Annotated in this window: 21 protein-coding genes; 11 read left to right on the top strand and 10 right to left on the bottom strand. The window is 42.2% G+C overall.

Translation table 11 applies throughout. The annotated features are described in order from the left end of the window. Positions 1-34 precede the first annotated feature (34 nt). The 6 genes from ACRQ5D_RS21280 to ACRQ5D_RS21255 form a co-directional block, all read right to left on the bottom strand. On the bottom strand, positions 35-481 hold the full coding sequence (locus tag ACRQ5D_RS21280) for a hypothetical protein (protein ID WP_091167862.1): 447 nt from the start codon (positions 479-481) through the stop codon (positions 35-37). A 9-nt stretch (positions 482-490) separates the two neighbouring features. After that, positions 491-2701 (bottom strand): PQQ-binding-like beta-propeller repeat protein, encoded by a 2211-nt coding sequence (locus ACRQ5D_RS21275; RefSeq protein WP_091167866.1) that lies wholly within the window; start codon positions 2699-2701, stop codon positions 491-493. A 223-nt stretch (positions 2702-2924) separates the two neighbouring features. Further along, the gene (locus ACRQ5D_RS21270; protein WP_431200348.1) at positions 2925-3494 is read right to left on the bottom strand and encodes a hypothetical protein; all 570 of its coding nucleotides are present in this window, start codon (positions 3492-3494) and stop codon (positions 2925-2927) included. Positions 3495-3520: 26 nt separating this feature from the next. Further along, the gene (locus ACRQ5D_RS21265) at positions 3521-4234 is read right to left on the bottom strand and encodes a hypothetical protein (RefSeq protein WP_431200347.1); all 714 of its coding nucleotides are present in this window, start codon (positions 4232-4234) and stop codon (positions 3521-3523) included. A gap of 94 nt (positions 4235-4328) precedes the next feature. Continuing rightward, the gene (locus ACRQ5D_RS21260) at positions 4329-5624 is read right to left on the bottom strand and encodes a hypothetical protein (protein ID WP_091167872.1); all 1296 of its coding nucleotides are present in this window, start codon (positions 5622-5624) and stop codon (positions 4329-4331) included. Then, positions 5621-6268 (bottom strand): RNA polymerase sigma factor, encoded by a 648-nt coding sequence (locus ACRQ5D_RS21255; protein WP_091167875.1) that lies wholly within the window; start codon positions 6266-6268, stop codon positions 5621-5623. The genes ACRQ5D_RS21260 and ACRQ5D_RS21255 overlap by 4 nt, the downstream gene beginning before the upstream one ends. Before the next feature lie 586 nt (positions 6269-6854). Here ACRQ5D_RS21255 and ACRQ5D_RS21250 point away from each other — a divergent pair. Then, positions 6855-7658, top strand: coding sequence for a glycosyltransferase family 2 protein (locus tag ACRQ5D_RS21250; protein ID WP_091167877.1), 804 nt, complete (start codon positions 6855-6857; stop codon positions 7656-7658). A gap of 91 nt (positions 7659-7749) precedes the next feature. Here the strand turns inward: ACRQ5D_RS21250 and ACRQ5D_RS21245 are convergent, their stop codons facing one another. Genes ACRQ5D_RS21245 through ACRQ5D_RS21230 form a run of 4 tightly spaced genes read right to left on the bottom strand, consistent with a single transcriptional unit; the run spans position 7750 to position 10320 of the window. Beyond that, the gene (locus ACRQ5D_RS21245; RefSeq protein WP_432329824.1) at positions 7750-8211 is read right to left on the bottom strand and encodes a glycosyltransferase family 4 protein; all 462 of its coding nucleotides are present in this window, start codon (positions 8209-8211) and stop codon (positions 7750-7752) included. A gap of 20 nt (positions 8212-8231) precedes the next feature. Continuing rightward, complete coding sequence (locus tag ACRQ5D_RS21240; RefSeq protein WP_432326501.1) at positions 8232-8954, bottom strand: glycosyltransferase; 723 nt, start codon at positions 8952-8954, stop codon at positions 8232-8234. Continuing rightward, positions 8951-10054 carry a polysaccharide biosynthesis C-terminal domain-containing protein gene (locus ACRQ5D_RS21235; protein WP_432326499.1) on the bottom strand — a complete coding sequence of 368 codons (1104 nt, stop codon included), beginning with the start codon at positions 10052-10054 and terminating at the stop codon, positions 8951-8953. Before ACRQ5D_RS21235 ends, ACRQ5D_RS21240 begins: the two co-directional genes overlap by 4 nt. Positions 10055-10086: 32 nt before the next feature. Beyond that, on the bottom strand, positions 10087-10320 hold the full coding sequence (locus ACRQ5D_RS21230) for a hypothetical protein (protein ID WP_432326498.1): 234 nt from the start codon (positions 10318-10320) through the stop codon (positions 10087-10089). A gap of 244 nt (positions 10321-10564) precedes the next feature. Between ACRQ5D_RS21230 and ACRQ5D_RS21225 the strand changes: the two genes are divergently transcribed. The 10 genes from ACRQ5D_RS21225 to ACRQ5D_RS21180 all read left to right on the top strand — a co-directional run bounded on the left by ACRQ5D_RS21225 (position 10565) and on the right by ACRQ5D_RS21180 (position 17782). After that, positions 10565-10954, top strand: coding sequence for a hypothetical protein (locus ACRQ5D_RS21225; RefSeq protein ID WP_432326496.1), 390 nt, complete (start codon positions 10565-10567; stop codon positions 10952-10954). A 35-nt stretch (positions 10955-10989) separates the two neighbouring features. After that, complete coding sequence (locus tag ACRQ5D_RS21220) at positions 10990-12252, top strand: hypothetical protein (RefSeq protein ID WP_432326494.1); 1263 nt, start codon at positions 10990-10992, stop codon at positions 12250-12252. Continuing rightward, positions 12245-13264 carry a glycosyltransferase gene (locus tag ACRQ5D_RS21215; protein WP_091167888.1) on the top strand — a complete coding sequence of 340 codons (1020 nt, stop codon included), beginning with the start codon at positions 12245-12247 and terminating at the stop codon, positions 13262-13264. Before ACRQ5D_RS21220 ends, ACRQ5D_RS21215 begins: the two co-directional genes overlap by 8 nt. Beyond that, the gene (locus ACRQ5D_RS21210) at positions 13254-13832 is read left to right on the top strand and encodes a glycosyltransferase (protein ID WP_432326492.1); all 579 of its coding nucleotides are present in this window, start codon (positions 13254-13256) and stop codon (positions 13830-13832) included. Before ACRQ5D_RS21215 ends, ACRQ5D_RS21210 begins: the two co-directional genes overlap by 11 nt. Beyond that, entirely contained in the window at positions 13787-14455 is a 669-nt protein-coding gene (locus ACRQ5D_RS21205) for a glycosyltransferase (RefSeq protein WP_432329822.1), read from the top strand. The genes ACRQ5D_RS21210 and ACRQ5D_RS21205 overlap by 46 nt, the downstream gene beginning before the upstream one ends. Before the next feature lie 180 nt (positions 14456-14635). Beyond that, the gene (locus tag ACRQ5D_RS21200) at positions 14636-15109 is read left to right on the top strand and encodes a DUF1972 domain-containing protein (RefSeq protein WP_432326491.1); all 474 of its coding nucleotides are present in this window, start codon (positions 14636-14638) and stop codon (positions 15107-15109) included. Beyond that, positions 15073-15516 carry a hypothetical protein gene (locus ACRQ5D_RS21195; protein WP_432326489.1) on the top strand — a complete coding sequence of 148 codons (444 nt, stop codon included), beginning with the start codon at positions 15073-15075 and terminating at the stop codon, positions 15514-15516. The genes ACRQ5D_RS21200 and ACRQ5D_RS21195 overlap by 37 nt, the downstream gene beginning before the upstream one ends. Then, on the top strand, positions 15494-15706 hold the full coding sequence (locus ACRQ5D_RS21190; protein ID WP_432326487.1) for a hypothetical protein: 213 nt from the start codon (positions 15494-15496) through the stop codon (positions 15704-15706). Before ACRQ5D_RS21195 ends, ACRQ5D_RS21190 begins: the two co-directional genes overlap by 23 nt. A gap of 5 nt (positions 15707-15711) precedes the next feature. Continuing rightward, on the top strand, positions 15712-16758 hold the full coding sequence (locus ACRQ5D_RS21185) for an O-antigen ligase family protein (RefSeq protein WP_432326485.1): 1047 nt from the start codon (positions 15712-15714) through the stop codon (positions 16756-16758). A gap of 61 nt (positions 16759-16819) precedes the next feature. After that, positions 16820-17782 carry a nucleotidyltransferase domain-containing protein gene (locus ACRQ5D_RS21180; RefSeq protein ID WP_143020756.1) on the top strand — a complete coding sequence of 321 codons (963 nt, stop codon included), beginning with the start codon at positions 16820-16822 and terminating at the stop codon, positions 17780-17782. Positions 17783-17788 lie beyond the last annotated feature (6 nt).

Here is a 17788-nt window from a genome sequence, read left to right as displayed (position 1 = left end):
TATAATGACGTTGTTTTAATGTGGGCGATTATTCCTAATTTACCGAATTATCCTCTACCTTAATATCATATCCCTGTACAAGCAAATCACTCACACTTTTGGTAAAAGGCTTAACAAATTGCTCAATCTTAGCATAAACCTGCTGAACGGCACCTTCATTTTGTGGGTCAAAAACAAGCTCATCCAAATTACTGATCGCCTTATTATCACCATGATGTACATCGGCGATTAAAAAGATGCCATTTGTATCGCTCTTATGATCGGGATGGTTAGGTTCTGTTTGAGCGTTAATAGCAAACACCAGTCCATAATCATCATCAGAGATATTTTTTAAAACAGTGATCTCCAATACAAGGCAAAAAGCGCCATTATCGCTGTAACATTGCTGCGTATACTGGCATTTGATCAGATCCTGAAAATCACTTTCGGCCTTTAAGCGTATCTGCTCGTACAAATCAAAAACTGCTTCAAATAAATCCATAAAGAGGTGTTAGTCGGTTAATCCAAAACAAACATAACTATCTCCCGACTTACTTCCAATTTTTCCGCCGCCACAGGCAATAACTACGTACTGTTTACCATCAATTGAATAAGTTGCAGGGGTAGCGTAACCTGCCGCCGGCAAATCGGCTTCCCAAACCACTTTGCCGGTACGTTTATCAAACGCACGGATCTTTTCATCTTTGGTTGCAGCGATAAATACCAGGCCACCTTTGGTAACCACCGGACCACCATAATTTTCCGTGCCGGTTACAGGGATTCCTTTTTTGGTTAACTCAGGATACTCACCCAGCGGCACTTTCCAAAGCAACTTGCCCGATGTGAGGTCGATAGCATTGAGCGTACCCCATGGCGGTTTTATACCGGGATAGCCATCTTTATCTAAAAAACGATTATAACCATTCATGGCATAAGGGACTTCATCAACCATTTTCCTTTCCGCCTCCGAGCTGGCGACGCGATTGCCGGTTGGCTCTTTGGCTACTTCTTTCGCCGCCTTAGTTGCAGGAATCTTGAGCAGGAAAGCAAGCAGGTTCTTTTTATCTGCGGGCGAAATCTGTTTAAAAGAAGGCATCATGTTGCGGCCGGCAGCAATAATACCGCTCACCTGATCGGCAGTATACTTTTTGCCGATGTTTACCAACGATGGATAGGATGCTCCATTACCCTTCAGTTCGGCGCCGTGACAGCCAATGCAATTCGTATTATACACTACGTGTCCTAATGCCTGCGGTGAATGATCGTTAGTGTTGGTTTTAGGTACATCGATCATTACCTGTGCCCATGGCATTTCAGAGCAGTTTACGTATAGTATCTTGCTTTCAGGATCAACAGCAGCTCCACCCCACTCGCCCCCACCATCAAAACCGGGGAAGATCCAGCCTCCCTCCTTGCTTGGCGGGGTGAACATGATCCGGTTTTTAACCTGGTTATATTTTGACAGCATTTCCCTGTGCACTTCGGGCGTACGGTCGGTAACATCTTCGGGATTAAACATTTGCCGGGCGAAAGGTTGCGGCAAAGTTGGGATGGGTTGCGTAGGCCAAACTTCTTCGCCGGGCAGGGTTTTGGTTGGCACAGGTTTTTCCACTATTGGGAATATAGGTTTACCATTCGTTCTGTCGAACATAAATACATAACCATGCTTGGTGATTTGTGTTACGGCATCTATCTTTTTACCGTCTTTAACAATGGTTACAAGGTTTGGATTGGCGGGCAGGTCGCGGTCCCACAGGTCGTGATGCACAAATTGGTAATACCATTTCAGCTTACCTGTAGCTGCATCAAGTGCCAGCAACGAATTGGCAAACAGGTTTTGCCCTTTCCTGAACCCGCCATAAAAGTCGCCACCTACCGAGCCGGTGGGAATATACACGATCCCCCGCTTTTCATCCAAAGCCATCCCTGCCCAATTATTAGCCCCGCCAAATTTTTTGTAAGCCGCTGTATCTTTCCAGGTATTGTACCCCACTTCGCCGGGATGCGGTATGGTGTGGAAGATCCATTTTAACTTTCCTGTCCGGGCATCGTAAGCACGCACGTGCCCAGGAGCCGCATCAGCTGATTCGGATACGCGGTCACCAACAATCAACACATCTTTATAAACCACGCCGGGCGTAGTTCCCGCGACAAATGATTTGGTATCCCTGTCTAAATTCTTAGTAAGGTCGAGATATCCACCCTTGCCAAATGAGCGCACCGGAGTGCCGTTTTCGGCGTCAATAGCCCAGGTTTTAGCTCCCACGCTGTAGAAAATCCTTTTTTCGCCGCCATTATCATTTTGCCAGTATATTACTCCACGGCTCACTTTATAGTAAGCCATAGGGTCGCCATTATTAGTAGTATCATCCTTAGCGGGGTCAAACAGCCATTTTTGCAGGCCTGTAACAGCATTTAACGCAAACAGCTTCAATTTAGGACTGGTACCATACAAAATACCATCAACCATAATAGGATTGCATTGATTTTGGCTGAGATTGGCAGTATCCTTATCGCCTGTGCCAAAAGTCCACATCACTTTTAGTTTGTTTACATTATTTAAAGTAATTTCATCATTGGATGAATACCGTACCCCTTCTTTTGAACCCGCATAGGCAGGCCAACCACTATAGTTATTGTTTTGATTGCCTTGCTGATTTTTACAGGACGTATAAATGCCTGCCGCAAAGCACAGGGCTATCAAATACCGGGTGTTAATCATTTATAATGTAAAATTTGGCGTTAATTGGGTCCCGACGCATTTCAGTATACATGGCGCGGCGCGTGTTAGCAACAGTGCTCTCTAAATGTATGAATAAAAATTATTTTACAAATATTCATCCGTTGCCTGCGTATATCATTTCGTCCATAAAAAATGCCATAGCTAATAAAGCCATGGCATTACAAGATGTATCACAAGAATCCTCTACAGGGAATCCTTACTTTTATTTCTTCACTAAACTAACAGGTGCAACCTCCTGGCTCAACAGTTTTCCAAACAGCTCCCAGCGTTTTGCGGGAGCTTTTGTGGTGCCTCCGTTTGATTCAATGTAGTTTTTCACCAAATCCTGGCCGTAATTATAATTGATAACATAACTACGATATTTTTTGATAAAGCTGATTGATTTTTGAGCAGTCTCATCGTTCATAAGGCAATACTTTCTAAGGTACGACAATGCTTTATCCTGGCTCATGGTATTATTGATCAAGCCTCTTGCTGCCTCGTTGCGGGCATAGTTTAAAGTGCCTTTTATAGCAAGGGCCTTGAAATACAGGTCGGCACCGGCGGTATCCAAACCGGCCAGCGGCAGCAATACGTTTTTCGCAAACTTTATTTTATCATCACCGGGAAAAGCTACTTCAATACCGTAATTGGCACTGCCCTCGGCAATCAGCGATTGCGGACTGAACAACGGGTATAGAGAAATTTCAACCCAACCTTTATCATGGTAAAGGTTTTTCTCCAGCAACATATTGTATACATGGTGTCCGGGATAACTTTCATGACTGCCCACATCGATGGCACGGTCAATAAAAATCTTCAGATCGGTATTGATCTGTACGGTGCTCTTATACCCCCTTTATACCAGTTATAACCCGACCATGGCTTATTAGTTACATATTCCAGCGTAAATGTTTCGCCGGCAGGCAGTTGGTAATGGGCAATTGTGCGCTTGCGGGCTTCGGCAATAGCCGCTTTTATAACAGGGTCTAATTTATCTTTTGGTATAATAAACTTATTGGCCAGCTTTTGAAACCTGTCGTTCACGTTTCCTTTACCCGGTAAAATGCTGTCGAGCAGGGCTATCTGCCCCTTAAAAAAATCATCGGTATAAACCGGGGCAGCTACACCAAATAACTCGCGCGATTCTTCATCAAAAGGCCTTTCCTCTCCCGAAAAAATACGGATCCGGCGACTGAAAGCAACCAACTGATCGGCCATCCAATTAGCGCGGATCTTATTGGTATCAATTTTCGAAGTATTGGCGATGGTGCGCAGGTCATTCATCAGGCTGTTTGCCGACGCCAGCAGACTATCCTTAGGGAAAGTTTTCAGTGGCTCCGATTTTGGCTTCAATGAATCCGGCCCATAATAAGCATCTACAAAGTCGCCGTCGTATTGCCCTATTGCAAGGCCAAGCTTTACATATTCAACAGCAAGGCTATTGAGCTTTTTATTTTCGAGCTGCTGTGCCGGGCCATGCCCACATGAAAACAGTAATAACAAAGGGGCAAAAAACAGTAGTTTTTTCATGGCGATTGATCTTGTACGGTAAATGTGGCGCAAGATAATAATTCCATTTAGTATAAGAGGAATGCTAGCCTTACCGTAAGGGTTGTACAAAAGCTTAGGGTTTGCTGAACGAATTAAGATTATACGTTACCCCCACCGCTACACCCGTAGACTGCAGTTTAATATCAGAATATCCAACTCCTGAAATTGGCACTTTCATATATGGCTGAACACTTACACCAACTTTTGAATTTATTTTATGTTCATAGGTTGCATTTATATTGATAATGCTCAATAAATACCCCTTACTGTTTGGTACGGTATAATTTTGAGGCCAAGCAGCACTGTTAGCACCATCGGCATAATTATAAGTATACTTTTCATGCAACATCAGATAGGACGATAAACCAGTGCCTACCGATAATTTATTGCGAAAATTGCCATATACCTGATAGGCTATATTAACCGGAATATCAAGCATTTTACAGTCTGCCGTTACATCCGTTGGCTCATTTTTAAACACATATGCAGTGCGATAATTGGCAAAGCTTGTATTGTAAGGTTTTGATGAATACACAACACCACTTGTAATTGTTAACTTTTTAGTGGCACCAAATGAAAGCAGCAAACCATAATTGCTGCCAACCTTGCCCTGGAACGAATTTGTACCATTAACATCAGAAGAAGCCAAGGCCGTGATAGCCCATTGCGGCCGGTAACCAAAGCTCTGTTTAATTATTTTTTTATTGGATTTCGTTGCAGGTGCTTGAATAGGTTGTCTTTCAATATTTGTTTTAAAATCAGGAACAGCTAAAGGAGAATATTGTATATCAAGTGATAACGCTCTATTTACCAGTAAATTTGAAATGGTACCATTATTATTAGCCGGCTCAGCACCTGCCATCAGGGCGCGATCGTGTTGCATAATGGTATCCCGGCCGCTGATTCCCTTTTTGTTTGCACCGCGAATATTACGGTGGAAGCTGGCGACAGATGGTGTTAAGCTTATCTGGCCTGTGTGAGCATGATTGCCTGTATTGCTGTTGGCAGCTATGTTGCTGTTCCCGGCTGGCCGGGTTGTTAATAAACTGTCTGTTGGTGGTTGCGGCGTACTCCCGCCACTGGTTCCGGGATTTGTTTTAGGCGCAGCGGGCTTAACCTTAGCCTGTTGTTGCCCAGCTGTATTATCATCCTTTACATTAGGTTTAAAAAACCACCATCCTAAAAACAGCAGTAACATCGCTGCTATTCCGCTTGCAATTGGCAACCAGTAAACAATTCCACGACGTTTCTTGCCTTTGTCAAGCATTTGCTCAAGCGCATTCCAGTCATCCTCGTTAAACGCGCGATGATTTGCCGGGTCTTCCAGTCCCTTCTTAAAAATGTTATCTAAATCTTCTTCGCTTTTCATCCTCTGATACCATTATTAAAAAAGGTTGTCCTTACATCTATACCTATGCCATTATAGGCCACAATTGGGTTAATATCCATACCCCTGTTGTAATTTGTTTTATTAGCAGTTTCCTCTGCTTTTAATATCATTTGTTTTAGTTTTTGACGCGCTTTGTGCAGGTTTGACTTTGATGTGCCCGAATTAATATTTAGCATTTCCCCTATCTCTTCATGCGAATAACCGTCAATCGCAAAAAGGTTAAAAACCGTACGATAAGCCTGCGGCAACTGCTGTACCATAGCCAGCAGGTCTTCATAATTTAAATTTTTATCTGTCAGGTCTCCCTCACTCACATTTTCTGCCTTCTCCAAATCCTCGGTATAGGCCATTTTTAAATTGGCACGATAATAATCAATAGAAACATTCATCATAATACGTCCAATCCATGCTTTAAACGGCCTTGAAGTATCAAACCTGTCTATATGGGTAAATACTTTCATAAAACCCTGGTTCATAACTTCTGCAGCTTCATCACGGTTACCTGCATAACGGAGACAAATGCCCATAGAAAATCCATAAAACGCCTTATAGAGCATTTTCTGACTTTTCCTGTCCTGCTTTACGCAGCCATTGATCAGTTGATGTAACTCTTCTTCGCCCATACGGGGGTTATAAACTCAGAATCAAACACATAAATTTAACCTTATCTACGCACATCACGGCAACTATTATTAAAAGGTTGCCCGTTGTGCAAAATAATTTAAATTTTTCTCACAATTGGATAAAATCATGCACACTTTTCTCACCTACGGAAATCATTTATACAAAATATGCACAAGCTAACACAGCCTCAATAAAATCTTTGCAAATAATTATATTTTTGCCAATGAGGCAACCTGTACGTGTATTTATAGCGTAATACCATGTAAACCCCGCCTGCTTTAAAGGCCTTTTATGAGAATCGACATAAACCCAAACTTCCCTGTAAAAAATTGTAAAACCTGCGGGACACGTCCGATAATTGAACAAGCAAAAGATCGCTGGATTATCCTGTGCCCCAATCCGAATTGTCGAAATGCCATTTCTGACAAGCTGATTAATATAACAGAATGGAATAAGCAAAATCCATAATGTTTTTTCGCCGGTTTATTTATCTTAAGGCAACCATCCCCGGAACATGCACGATATATATTATAAAAGGGCATAACAAGCCCTTAATAATTTATATACTAATAATACTACTGCTGCATGGTACCGGTGTCTGTTGTGATCATTACTAAAAACGAAGCTGCCTTAATTGAAGATTGTATAAAAATGGCTTCTTTAATTACCGATGATATTGTTGTGATTGATAATGACAGTACCGATGGCACGCCGCTTATTGCCTCCCGTTATGGCTGCAGGGTGTTTCAAAAAAGCTGGAGCGGATATGGAGCAAACAAAAATAAAGGGGTAGCCCAGGCCCGCTACAACTGGATCTTAAGTATTGATGCTGATGAGGTACTTGATTTGGAGCTTATTAAATCGCTCCATAATTTAACCTTTGACAAACCGAATGTTGTTTACGATATCAAATTCAAATCATACTTTGGCAAAAAGCTGATCCGTTTTGGTAATTGGGGAAATGATCATCACGTGCGTTTGTTTAATCGTTCATTGGTAAAATGGGGCGAAACCGAGGTACACGAAACCTTGCTTTTGCCTTCCGATGCCGAGATCAAAAGCATAGCGGGTTATATCCAACACCACTCTGTAACCGATATTGACGACTTTAAGCGTAAAGCTATTCTTTATGCACAGCTAAGCGCAGCCAAATATTACAAAGCCGGTAAAAAGGCAACGTTTATCAAGCTATATTTCTCGCCCGCTTTTGGCTTTTTACGCAATTACATTATCAGGCTTGGTTTTTTAGATGGAGCTGAAGGATTGGCTATAGCGCGTGTTATTTATAAAAACACACGCCTTAAATACGCTTATCTGAAACAATATAAAGAGTTGTCTCAAACGCGAAACACCTATCGTAACGAGTTGGCTATAGAGCAGATTAACTGACCAAGGTATGGTATGGTATCGTATAGTTGGCAGTCTGAAGTCAAAACTAAATAGGACTTTTGAGCTGAGGCTAAGTACTATCGACTTAAAACTATTTGTCCAGCACCTGTTGGTAAAACTTCAACGTTTGCCTGGCCAATATATCGATATCAAAACATTGTTTTACCTTTTCATTGCCAGCTAAAGCAAGGCGCAGGCGTTTTTCAGGCTCATTGAGCAATGTAACTATTGCCGATGCTAATTCCTCAATATTGTCTGGATCTATCAGCAGCCCGTTAACGCCATCATCAATAAGTTCGGTGCCGGATGTTCGGTTTGAATTGATCACCGCTGTTCCACATGCCATGGCCTCTAACGGCGCAAGTGCAAAAGCTTCGGCATATGATGGGAATACCGCCACTGCCGAATTACTTAAACAGGCATAAAGTTCATCCCTCCCCACATGCCCTTTAAACACAACACTGCTTTTTGCATCCTTCTGCAAGCAGGCGATTACTTTACTTACCGGGCCTTTCCCCAGTATCAGTAACCGGGCATCAGGGACCTGTTTTATAACTATATTCCAGGCCTCCGCTAACTGAAAAATCCCTTTTTTTGTACAAGGCTCCCCGTAAAAACCACCTGCTTCGCACCGGACATGTCGCTGCTTCCAATGACGATATTTGTATCTATACCATTATACAACACCGTGATGGATTTGTTATACGACAGGTAATCAGCACTTTTTTCTGCGGTATAGGCGCTTGCACTGCTAACAGCCGCTGCGCGGTTTAAAATATCCTGCTCCATTTTCAAAATATGCGGTGCTACCGGTATCCCTGCCTCAGCATTAAAGTAGGTAATGGAACCATTAAATTTAACAACTACGGGAACAGGTAATGTGGGAAACGGCACATATGATTTACAAAACCTGATATAATCATTATAATCGGGCATTTCAATAATGTTGATCTGCTCATCGGCTATCATATGTTCCAGCTTTTTTTGATAAGCCGCAATGCTTCTTTTTATATCCCGTTGCGTAATACCTGTATCCAGTAATATCCTGTTAAGCATCCGTACCCCGGCAGACCGCTGATTTTCAAACCACTTATCATCAATACTCCAGCGATATCTCAAAACTTTTACACCTTCATCCTCAAATTCATCCGCGCCTCCGTATCCGCGGCTATACAACCCGGCAACAATTACCTTATGCCCCAGCTTTACCATTTGCCGTGCAATGAGCCGCACATAGGTTCCAATACCGCCATGCGGTCCGGGAGGATATTCATCGCACAGATATAAAATGTTCATTGCGCTAAAAACTGTTTACTGTTTTGAATATTGCGACTGCTCAATTGGTTTGACATTAAAGCTACTAACAGATAAAAAACTATCCCCAATAAAAGCCTGAACAAGAAATGTATGTTTATTGAAGCTGTGATAAACCAGCCAGCCAAAGCAGCAGGGAACAGTATCACAAATGGCCTTAAGCTGATATGCATGATATTTTTATTCACTAACCTGTAATAGAGCACCGCCTGTAATATATTGGTAATTAAAAATGCCATAGCCGAACCAATACCATTCAGTAGCGGGATCAATATCAGGTTAAGCGCAATATTTGTTGTAGCACAGATTACGGTAACAGATGATACAGCCTTGTACTTTTTAACGCTAAAACTTAACGACCAAAGCAGGTTTATGAAAAACTGCAGGGGTATACACAATGATAGGATCAAAAATTCGGTAGCATTGGCCGCGCCATATTTGTCGCCAGTTATCATCCCCACTACAGGTGTCCAAAGTATATTAAGGACAAGTGGTAAGAGCATAGCCAACAGCAACTCGACTGTATTAAAGGAATTTACCTGCTCCTGCAATTGGCTAGATGGCTTTAAGGCCATCAGCCTTGACAGGCGCGGTAAAATAACAGGAGCTATAATAAGCATTGGCAACCGCGAAAGCTCATAAGCCCGGTATGCGAAACTATAATCGGCCAACACGGTTTTGCTCGCCATAAAACCCAGCAATAGCCAGTCCATCCGCGACAAGCTCATATCAAATATTACCGATACGTACTGCGCCGTGGCCTCTTTAAGCAACTTTTTATAAGCCCGAAATTGAAATTTAAAACTGAAATCTGTTTTCGTGATAACATAAATGAGAAGGGCCAGCAATTCGGCACCGGCTGTGCCTATCATTACCATTACTATAGAGCGAACTTGTAATTGGTGTATAGTAATAAGATAAAATGCGCCACAAACCCTTAAGCTGTTACTTATAACGGCAATTATGCCATAGGGTGTAAATTTTTCCTTTGCGTTTAGAAACTGCTTTAGCGGAATACCCAGGAAAAGCAGGCCCTGGGCTATAAAAAACCATGGCAGCGCCCGGTAAATATTGTCGTGCAATATTAAACTTAATAATAACAGTACACCCAGGGTTACAAAAAAGTAGTGAGCGAATGGAACAAAAATGCAGCCGCCGCCCAATCCGACCGTTGTGAGGCTGCTATACGCCTAATCACTACCTGCTCCAGTCCAAACCCCAGTATGGTGGTAACAAATATCGATAAGGCATTCATCCAGCTAATGGCCCCAAAACTGTCCTTACTCAGGTAAACAGAAATAATATAAAAAAAGATACTGCCAAGCACCTGCAAGGCAAGTGCCTGCAAACCTGACGAAAAAACCTGATGAACGCTTTACTCCTGAACAACGACGTATATGTTTATACTCTTATACTATTGTTTTTATCGGCCGGTTGCCTGTAACATTTTAATATCCCGGTTAAATATCTGCATATATCAGCACATTAACGAGGCAACCATTCCATTTTTTGGCACGTAACCTATTTAAACAAAACAATTGCGACAAGGCCGGCAAAACCGGGAAATGAACATCAATAAATACAAGGGAATAATGACAATCAGTTTGCCGGGTTTTGATATTAAGAGGTGGAAAACTTATGCCGATTGGCGGCTGCTGATCTTCCTGCTGCTGTTTATCAACGTGCGGATCCCATTTAAGATAGTTGCGTTGATTTTTGTTTACATTAGCCAGTTTAACTTTCAATTTGGCTTTAAGCTGCGCAATTCAAGGATCCCGTTATTCTATCTGCTGGTTTTCCCTATAGCTATTGCCGCAGCAGTCATCAACCAAAATTTTTCCAACCTGTATTATATACCTGTTTTTGGCTGGGCTTTGATATGCTGGGCGCTGGCCCTGCTGGCGGTTCACCAGGTTAAGCTGATGGTTGATAAAACAGATGCCGAAACCATTTACCGTACACTGATCATTTTTTTATCATAAACGCAGCTTTCTCGGCGGGTAACCTAACGCATATTATGTGGATCACTAAAAGCATTAACCCCTATGCTTTTATGGGAATGCATCAGCGCTATTATATCAATACCGGCGATAATGTAATGGGCATAAGCTTTGACATTTCATCAACCAATGCTGTTATCTGTGCTTTCGGTGTGTTTTACTTCATTTATAAGAATAGCTTGCCCATGATGATCGTGTGCATGAGTACGCTGGCACTTACCTACAGTAACCTCATCAGCATTTTGGTACTGCTGATTCTCGCTTTCATTTTTGTTTATAAAACCACGCGCAATCAAAAAAGCATGATAGTAGTGGCATTGCTGCTTTATGTAATCTCCCTCGTCAAAATATCGCCGCAAAATGAAAAGTATATTAACGAAGTGACTAAAAGTACGCTGCGGGAAAATCGTATTGAAAAACAGGGCCATGCAGCAGTGCAGGCAACAACTGCCAATCCCGGAGGGCGATTCATAACCAGGGATGAACAAAGAAGGAGATTTGCACAAAACTATCTGGATAGCCTAAGCAGGATAAAGGCTGAACAGGAAAAACCAAGCGCACTTGATAAAAAGATCAAAAGCTTGCCGCTTACCGATGACGGCAGGCTATACATCCCGGCACCAAACACACACTTTGCGGAATTTTATAACACCGGCGAAATGACACCCGACAGACAACAGCTTATCGACTGTATAGCTGCTCACAGGGCTCAGCTATCGCTTTGCCGGCTTGAGCCCTTCAATCCTGCATTGCCTGGAAAGATTACCGGTGCAATACAAACCTTTAATTACCTTACCAGCCACCCTTTACAAAGTATAGTGGGCTTAGCTCCCGGAAATTTTTCATCCAAAATAGCTTTCAGGGCGGTTGGTGCCGGTATAAGGGGCAATTATCCCCCAAAATACATCTATATCAACCCAGCATTTATGCACAATCATTTAGACCTGTACCTGAGCTTTTTCAGCAAGGATGCAGGTTTCCGTTCGGTACGCAATAACCCCTACTCCACTTACGATCAAATGCTTAGTGAATACGGTATCCTCGGGTTGCTTGCCCTGCTTATATTTTACATTGGCTTTTTTGCCCGGCATTATAAAAAGCTTAGTTACGGTTTGCCCATATTAATAATGGTAACGGGCATATTTTTTCTTGATTATTGGTTTGAGCAACTCTCGGTACTGGTAATTTTTGAATTGATGTTACTCCTCAATATAAAAGAAACTACTACACCCCATTTAAAAACAAAAACTACAGTGCAGGAGGAACTTGCGTATGCATAGTCCTCAAATTACTGTTTTAATGCCTGCTTATAATGCCGGTAAATATATTCGCGAAGCCATTACATCGGTACTTGAACAATCGTTTGCTGATTTTGAATTGCTGATTGTAAATGATGGCTCAACTGATGACACGGCAGATATTATTAACTCATTTAACGATGAGCGTATAGTGGTTTTGGGCCAGGAAAACAAAGGTGTAGCTGCGGCCCTCAATAAGGGTTTACGCCACGCGCGGGCGCCTTATATAGCCCGTTTCGATGCCGACGATGTATGTTATCCTTACCGCCTGCAGGTGCAGTATGATTTCATCACATCTCATCCCTATTATAGCATTATTGGTTCGGGAGTTGACTATACCGATGTTAACGGCGATCTGATATTTACCTGGCAACCTGACGCCCTGAGCCATAACCAGATAAGGCAGCTCAGTTACAGGATTTGTCCCTTCATTCACTCCAGTGTATTTTATAAGCGTGATACCGTTTTAAATGCCGGTGGCTACAATGAGCTGGCCTACACTTTTGAAGATCATTTTTTGTGGGCAGGTATTCTTAAACACGAAAAAGCTTTTAACCTTAATCAACCGCTCATTAAGGTGAGGCTCAATGCCGAATCCGTTACCATTGATGAAAAATGGCGTACAGGTAAATTCAGGCAGATCAAGTACAATGCCCTGCGCAAGGGGAGCATTACTGAAGCCGAAGGAAGGCAGTTGTCTGAGATCGGCATTAAACAGTTATCTCCACGCATCAAAAAAGGAGCTTATTATGCCCTGCTCGGCAAAAAATACCTGTGGAATAATTATCAGCCGGAAAAGGCAAGGGAAAACCTGCTGAAAACACTTTCTATCAGCCCGCTGCATCTCAAAAATTATTTTTTGCTGCTGATGTCATTTCTGCCCGAGCGTATGCTGATGAGTTTATATCAATTAGGTAAACGCAATTTCCGTTTAGCCGAAGCCGAGCTGCCAACCGCTGTTTTAAATCAAAACGAATTGAATTATGGCAGCTAAAAAGATAAAACTGTTTGTTGATGCCCACTCCTTTGATAAAGAATTTCAAGGAGCGCAAACTTTTATACGCGAATTATACAACCACCTGCTGGCCCACCGCCCGGACATAGATATTTACATCGGCGCCCACGATACCGATAATATCCGCAGATTGTTCCCGCTGCTGCCGCCGCAAAACATATTGCCTTATAAAAACAGGGGAATCAACATCCTGCGCTTTGTATTTGATATACCGGCCTACATCAAAAAATACAGGTTTGATTTTGCACATTTTCAATACGTCAGCCCTAAAAAAATGGCGGGCTGCAGGTACATAGTAACCATGCATGATATGCTGTTTAATGATTTCAGGAAGGATTTCCCCATCCTGTTCAGCTTAACGCGCAATTACCTTTTTGGTCGCAGTATTAAAAATGCCGACATCAAAACCACTGTATCCGACTATTCAAAAGAACGGATCTGTAATTATTACCAAATCCCCGCTGACGAAGTGCATATTATCCAAAACGGGGTAAATAACTCATTACTGCAATACCAGTCATCAAAAAAAAGGCAGAAGATTGGGTAGCAGAAAAATTCGGCATAAGAAATTTCATCCTGTACACCAGCCGCATTGAACCCCGCAAAAACCACCTTTTGTTACTGCAAAAATATTTGAAACTGAAGCTATACGAAAAAGGCATTAGCCTGGTGTTCATTGGTAAAGCATCCATAAAAACTCCGGGCTTAGCCAAGCTCATCAAGAGCCTTACGCCTGAGCAAGAGCGGTTTTTCAGGTGGATACCGCGGGCAGAACAAGCGGATCTGGCAGCTTTTTACCGGGCCTGCAGGTTGTTTGTATATCCCTCAAAAGCCGAAGGCTTTGGGATCCCGCCGCTTGAAGCAGCCATTTGTGGGACGCCGGTACTATGCTCTTCAGAAACAGCCATGAAAAACTTTGGCTTTTTTGCGCCATATACTTTTAACCCGGCCAATCATACGGATTTTGAGCAAAAGCTATTACTTGCCGCACAGCAACCACCCGGCGATGCCTTCACCAGCCAGGTAGCGCGACATGTTGAACAGCAATACCACTGGCAAAAAAGCAGCACCATATTTTACAACTTGTTACAAGCAAATTTTCATTGTCATGAAACTAAAAATAGCGATCTTAGGCACGAGGGGCATCCCGAACTACTATGGCGGGTTTGAGCATATTTCCGAATATGTATCGGCCGGTTTGGTAAAAAAGGGCACTCAGTTACCGTTTATAACTCCCACAACCACCCTTATGAAGCCGATACCTGGAACGGCGTTAACATTGTACATTGTTACGATCCGGAGTATCTGATAGGCACTGCCGGGCAGTTTGCCTATGATTTTAACTGCCTTATGGATGCCCGTAAACGTAAGTTTGATGTGGTACTGCTTATGGGCTACACCAGCAGCTCGGTTTGGGGCCACCTTTACCCGCCCAACAGCGTTATCATTACCAATATGGATGGATTGGAGTGGAAACGCTCCAAATACTCAAAGCCTGTACAACAATTTTTGAAGTACGCGGAAAAGCTGGCCGTGAAACATAGCCAGTATTATATTTCCGACTCAAGGATAATTAGGTCATATCTTAAGGATAAGTACGAGGTCGACAGCCGTTATATCCCTTATGGAGCCGATCTGTTTTCAGACCAGGAGCGAGAGCAGTTTGATAAAAGCGAGGTGCTTAAAGAAGATTATTTTTTGCTGATGGCCCGCATGGAGCCCGAAAACAACATCGAAACTATTTTAGAAGGCTTTAACAACAGTTCATCAAAAAAAGCTTTATGGTTTTGGGAGATACCAGTAACCGCTTTGGCAAATTCATAACCCACAGGTTTAAAAACGATGATCGCATCCAGTTTAAGGGCGCTAATTTTGACAATTCGGTTGTGCGTGCCCTACAGAACAACAGCTACCTGTATTTCCACGGGCATAGCGTGGGAGGTACTAATCCGTCCCTGCTTGAAGCCATGGCCAGCGAAGCCCTGATTGCGGCCCATAATAACCCTTTCAATAAATCGGTACTCAATTCAGATGCTTTTTATTTTGATAATGCTAACGAGGTACGCCATTTGGTTGAGAATGTACAGCGCAAGGATACCGAACGCGAAATGGTGAAAAACAATCTTCATAAGATACAATACCAGTTTAACTGGGAGGTAGTGATTAACGATTACGAAGATTTTATACTGGAATGCTATCAGCAACAACATGGAAAAGTTATTAAGGCCTGATGATGCTTTAAACAACAGGATAAGCTATTACCTGCTGATGCTGTTATTGCTGAGCCTGCCCTTTAACCTGTTTTACAGCCACCTGTTTTTAATAGGCCTGGCCCTGCATACTACTATCCAAATTCGCAAAACAACTATAAAGCCGCTATTAACAAGGGCTAACTTTGCTTTGGCTGCTGTTTTTTTGTAACGCTTTTGAGCATTATTTACACCACCAATAAGCCCCAGGCTTTTACAGAGTTAGGCAGGCAGGTTACTATTTTGCTTATCCCGTTAATCTTTTGTTTTAACCCGCTCGATTTAAAAAAATACCGGCATAATTTTTTATTCGTATTTTCATTAGGCTGTACCATCACTATCACTTATCTTTTTTTACAGGCACTTTTTACCATAAAATATTATCATCTGCCTTTAAAAGCATTGGCTTCTTCTGCGTTCACAAACCACAATTTTTCGGAACCACTGGCGATCCATGCCACATTTTTTTCCATGCAGATAGCCATAGCGCTGGTTTATCTGCTGTATATTTTGGTAAGGGAACCGGTAAAGACCCGTAAATTTTTCTGGCTTACTTGCTGTGGCATTTTAGCAATGGGCATTCTGCAGCTTAGTTCAAAATCGATATTTATAGCTTTGCTGCTTATTATAAATATCGCGCTGCCCTTATTTATACTAAAAGGGCGAAACCGCTTCAGGTTTATGGCCATTAGCACAGCATTATTTATAGTGGTGATGGCAGGCATTTATACCCGGGATACTTTTAAAGAACGTTATGTAACCGAGCTAAAAAAAGACCTAAGTCAGTCAACCGATGCCGAGCTTACTGATCCGCGATTAGCGCGCTGGAACGTGGCCATTAGTGTGGGAGCACATTCGCCTGTTATAGGTCATGGCGCAGGCACTGAAATTGGTTTGCTCAAAGACCCATTTTTTGACCATCAATTTTACCGCTCGTACCTGGCCGGGTTAAACGCACATAACCAGTTTATCAGCTTTTTTATTAAATCGGGGGTCGTTGGGTTGATGGTTTACCTGTGCGTGCTGGCATTTGGCATCAGGGCAGCCGTTACAAAACGCGACCTATTGCTCATGGCTTTTATGGTTATTATAACCGTCGTTTCCTTTTCAGAAAACTTTTTAGATGTGGATAAAGGCATCTTTTTTTACAGTGTATTTTTCTCACTACTAATATTTTCTGCAAGCTCAGAAACAACAGCTACCCACGCTAAAAATATTGTGTAATTAGTTTATTAACAGGCAACCAAAGCTGCAAGGGGTACGTCATCATTATATATACAAAGACGTGAAAAGTACAGTCATCTTAGTTGAACAAAACAATAAACGATTGTTAAATATCCGGAATAATATTTTAGCTACCCTTGCCTATTTTGACATGTGGGACTACCCGTTAACCTACGGCGAAATATTACTGTTTTTAGAAAACAAGTATGGCCGGCATGATTTCACTGAAGCGCTTGATCAACTTATCGTCAATAAGCTGGTATTTCATTTCGATAGGTTTTATTCGCTCAAAAACGATTATATGATAGCGGTGAGGCGTAATAAAGGAAACAAAAAAGCTGCCGGGCTAATCAATAAAGCTAAAGAAATAGGCGCGTTCCTGATCCGGTTTCCTTACGTTCGTGGTATAGGCATTTCAGGTTCTTTGTCCAAAAACTTTGCCGATGACAATTCGGACATTGATTTTTTTATCATTACCGAACGCAACAGGCTCTGGCTTGCACGTACGTTTATGCATATGTTCAAAAAACTTACCTTTTTAGTTGGTAAGCAGCACAACTACTGCATGAACTATTATATTGACGAAGCCCAACTGCAGATAGTTGAAAAGAACATTTATACAGCAATTGAAGTAGCAACTATTATCCCATTAGAGGGTGACCTTACCTTTGAAAGCTTTTATAAATCTAATGCATGGACCTCCGGTTTCCTGCCTAACAAATGTATGCGCCTCGCTACTGCTAAACCATTAAAAAAGCGGTGGTATAAAACATTTACAGAAAGCCTGTTCAATAATCCATTCGGCGATTGGCTGGATAATGTATTGATGAAAATCACCTCCGGGCGATGGAACAAGAAAACTGAAATGAAGAAATTGAATATGCGGGGTACGGTAATGAGCATGGCCGCAAGCAAACATTTTGCCAAGCCCTCTCCCGAAAACTTTCAAATTAAACTGATAGAAAAATACCAGATTAAAGTTTCCATGCTGTTACAACAATTTGAAGAGCGGATGGCGCAGTAAAACTAC

The organism is Mucilaginibacter sp. P25, from assembly GCF_050859465.1.
GTDB classification, from domain to species: Bacteria; Bacteroidota; Bacteroidia; order Sphingobacteriales; family Sphingobacteriaceae; genus Mucilaginibacter; species Mucilaginibacter gossypii.
This window is presented reverse-complemented; position numbering and strand designations above follow the sequence as displayed.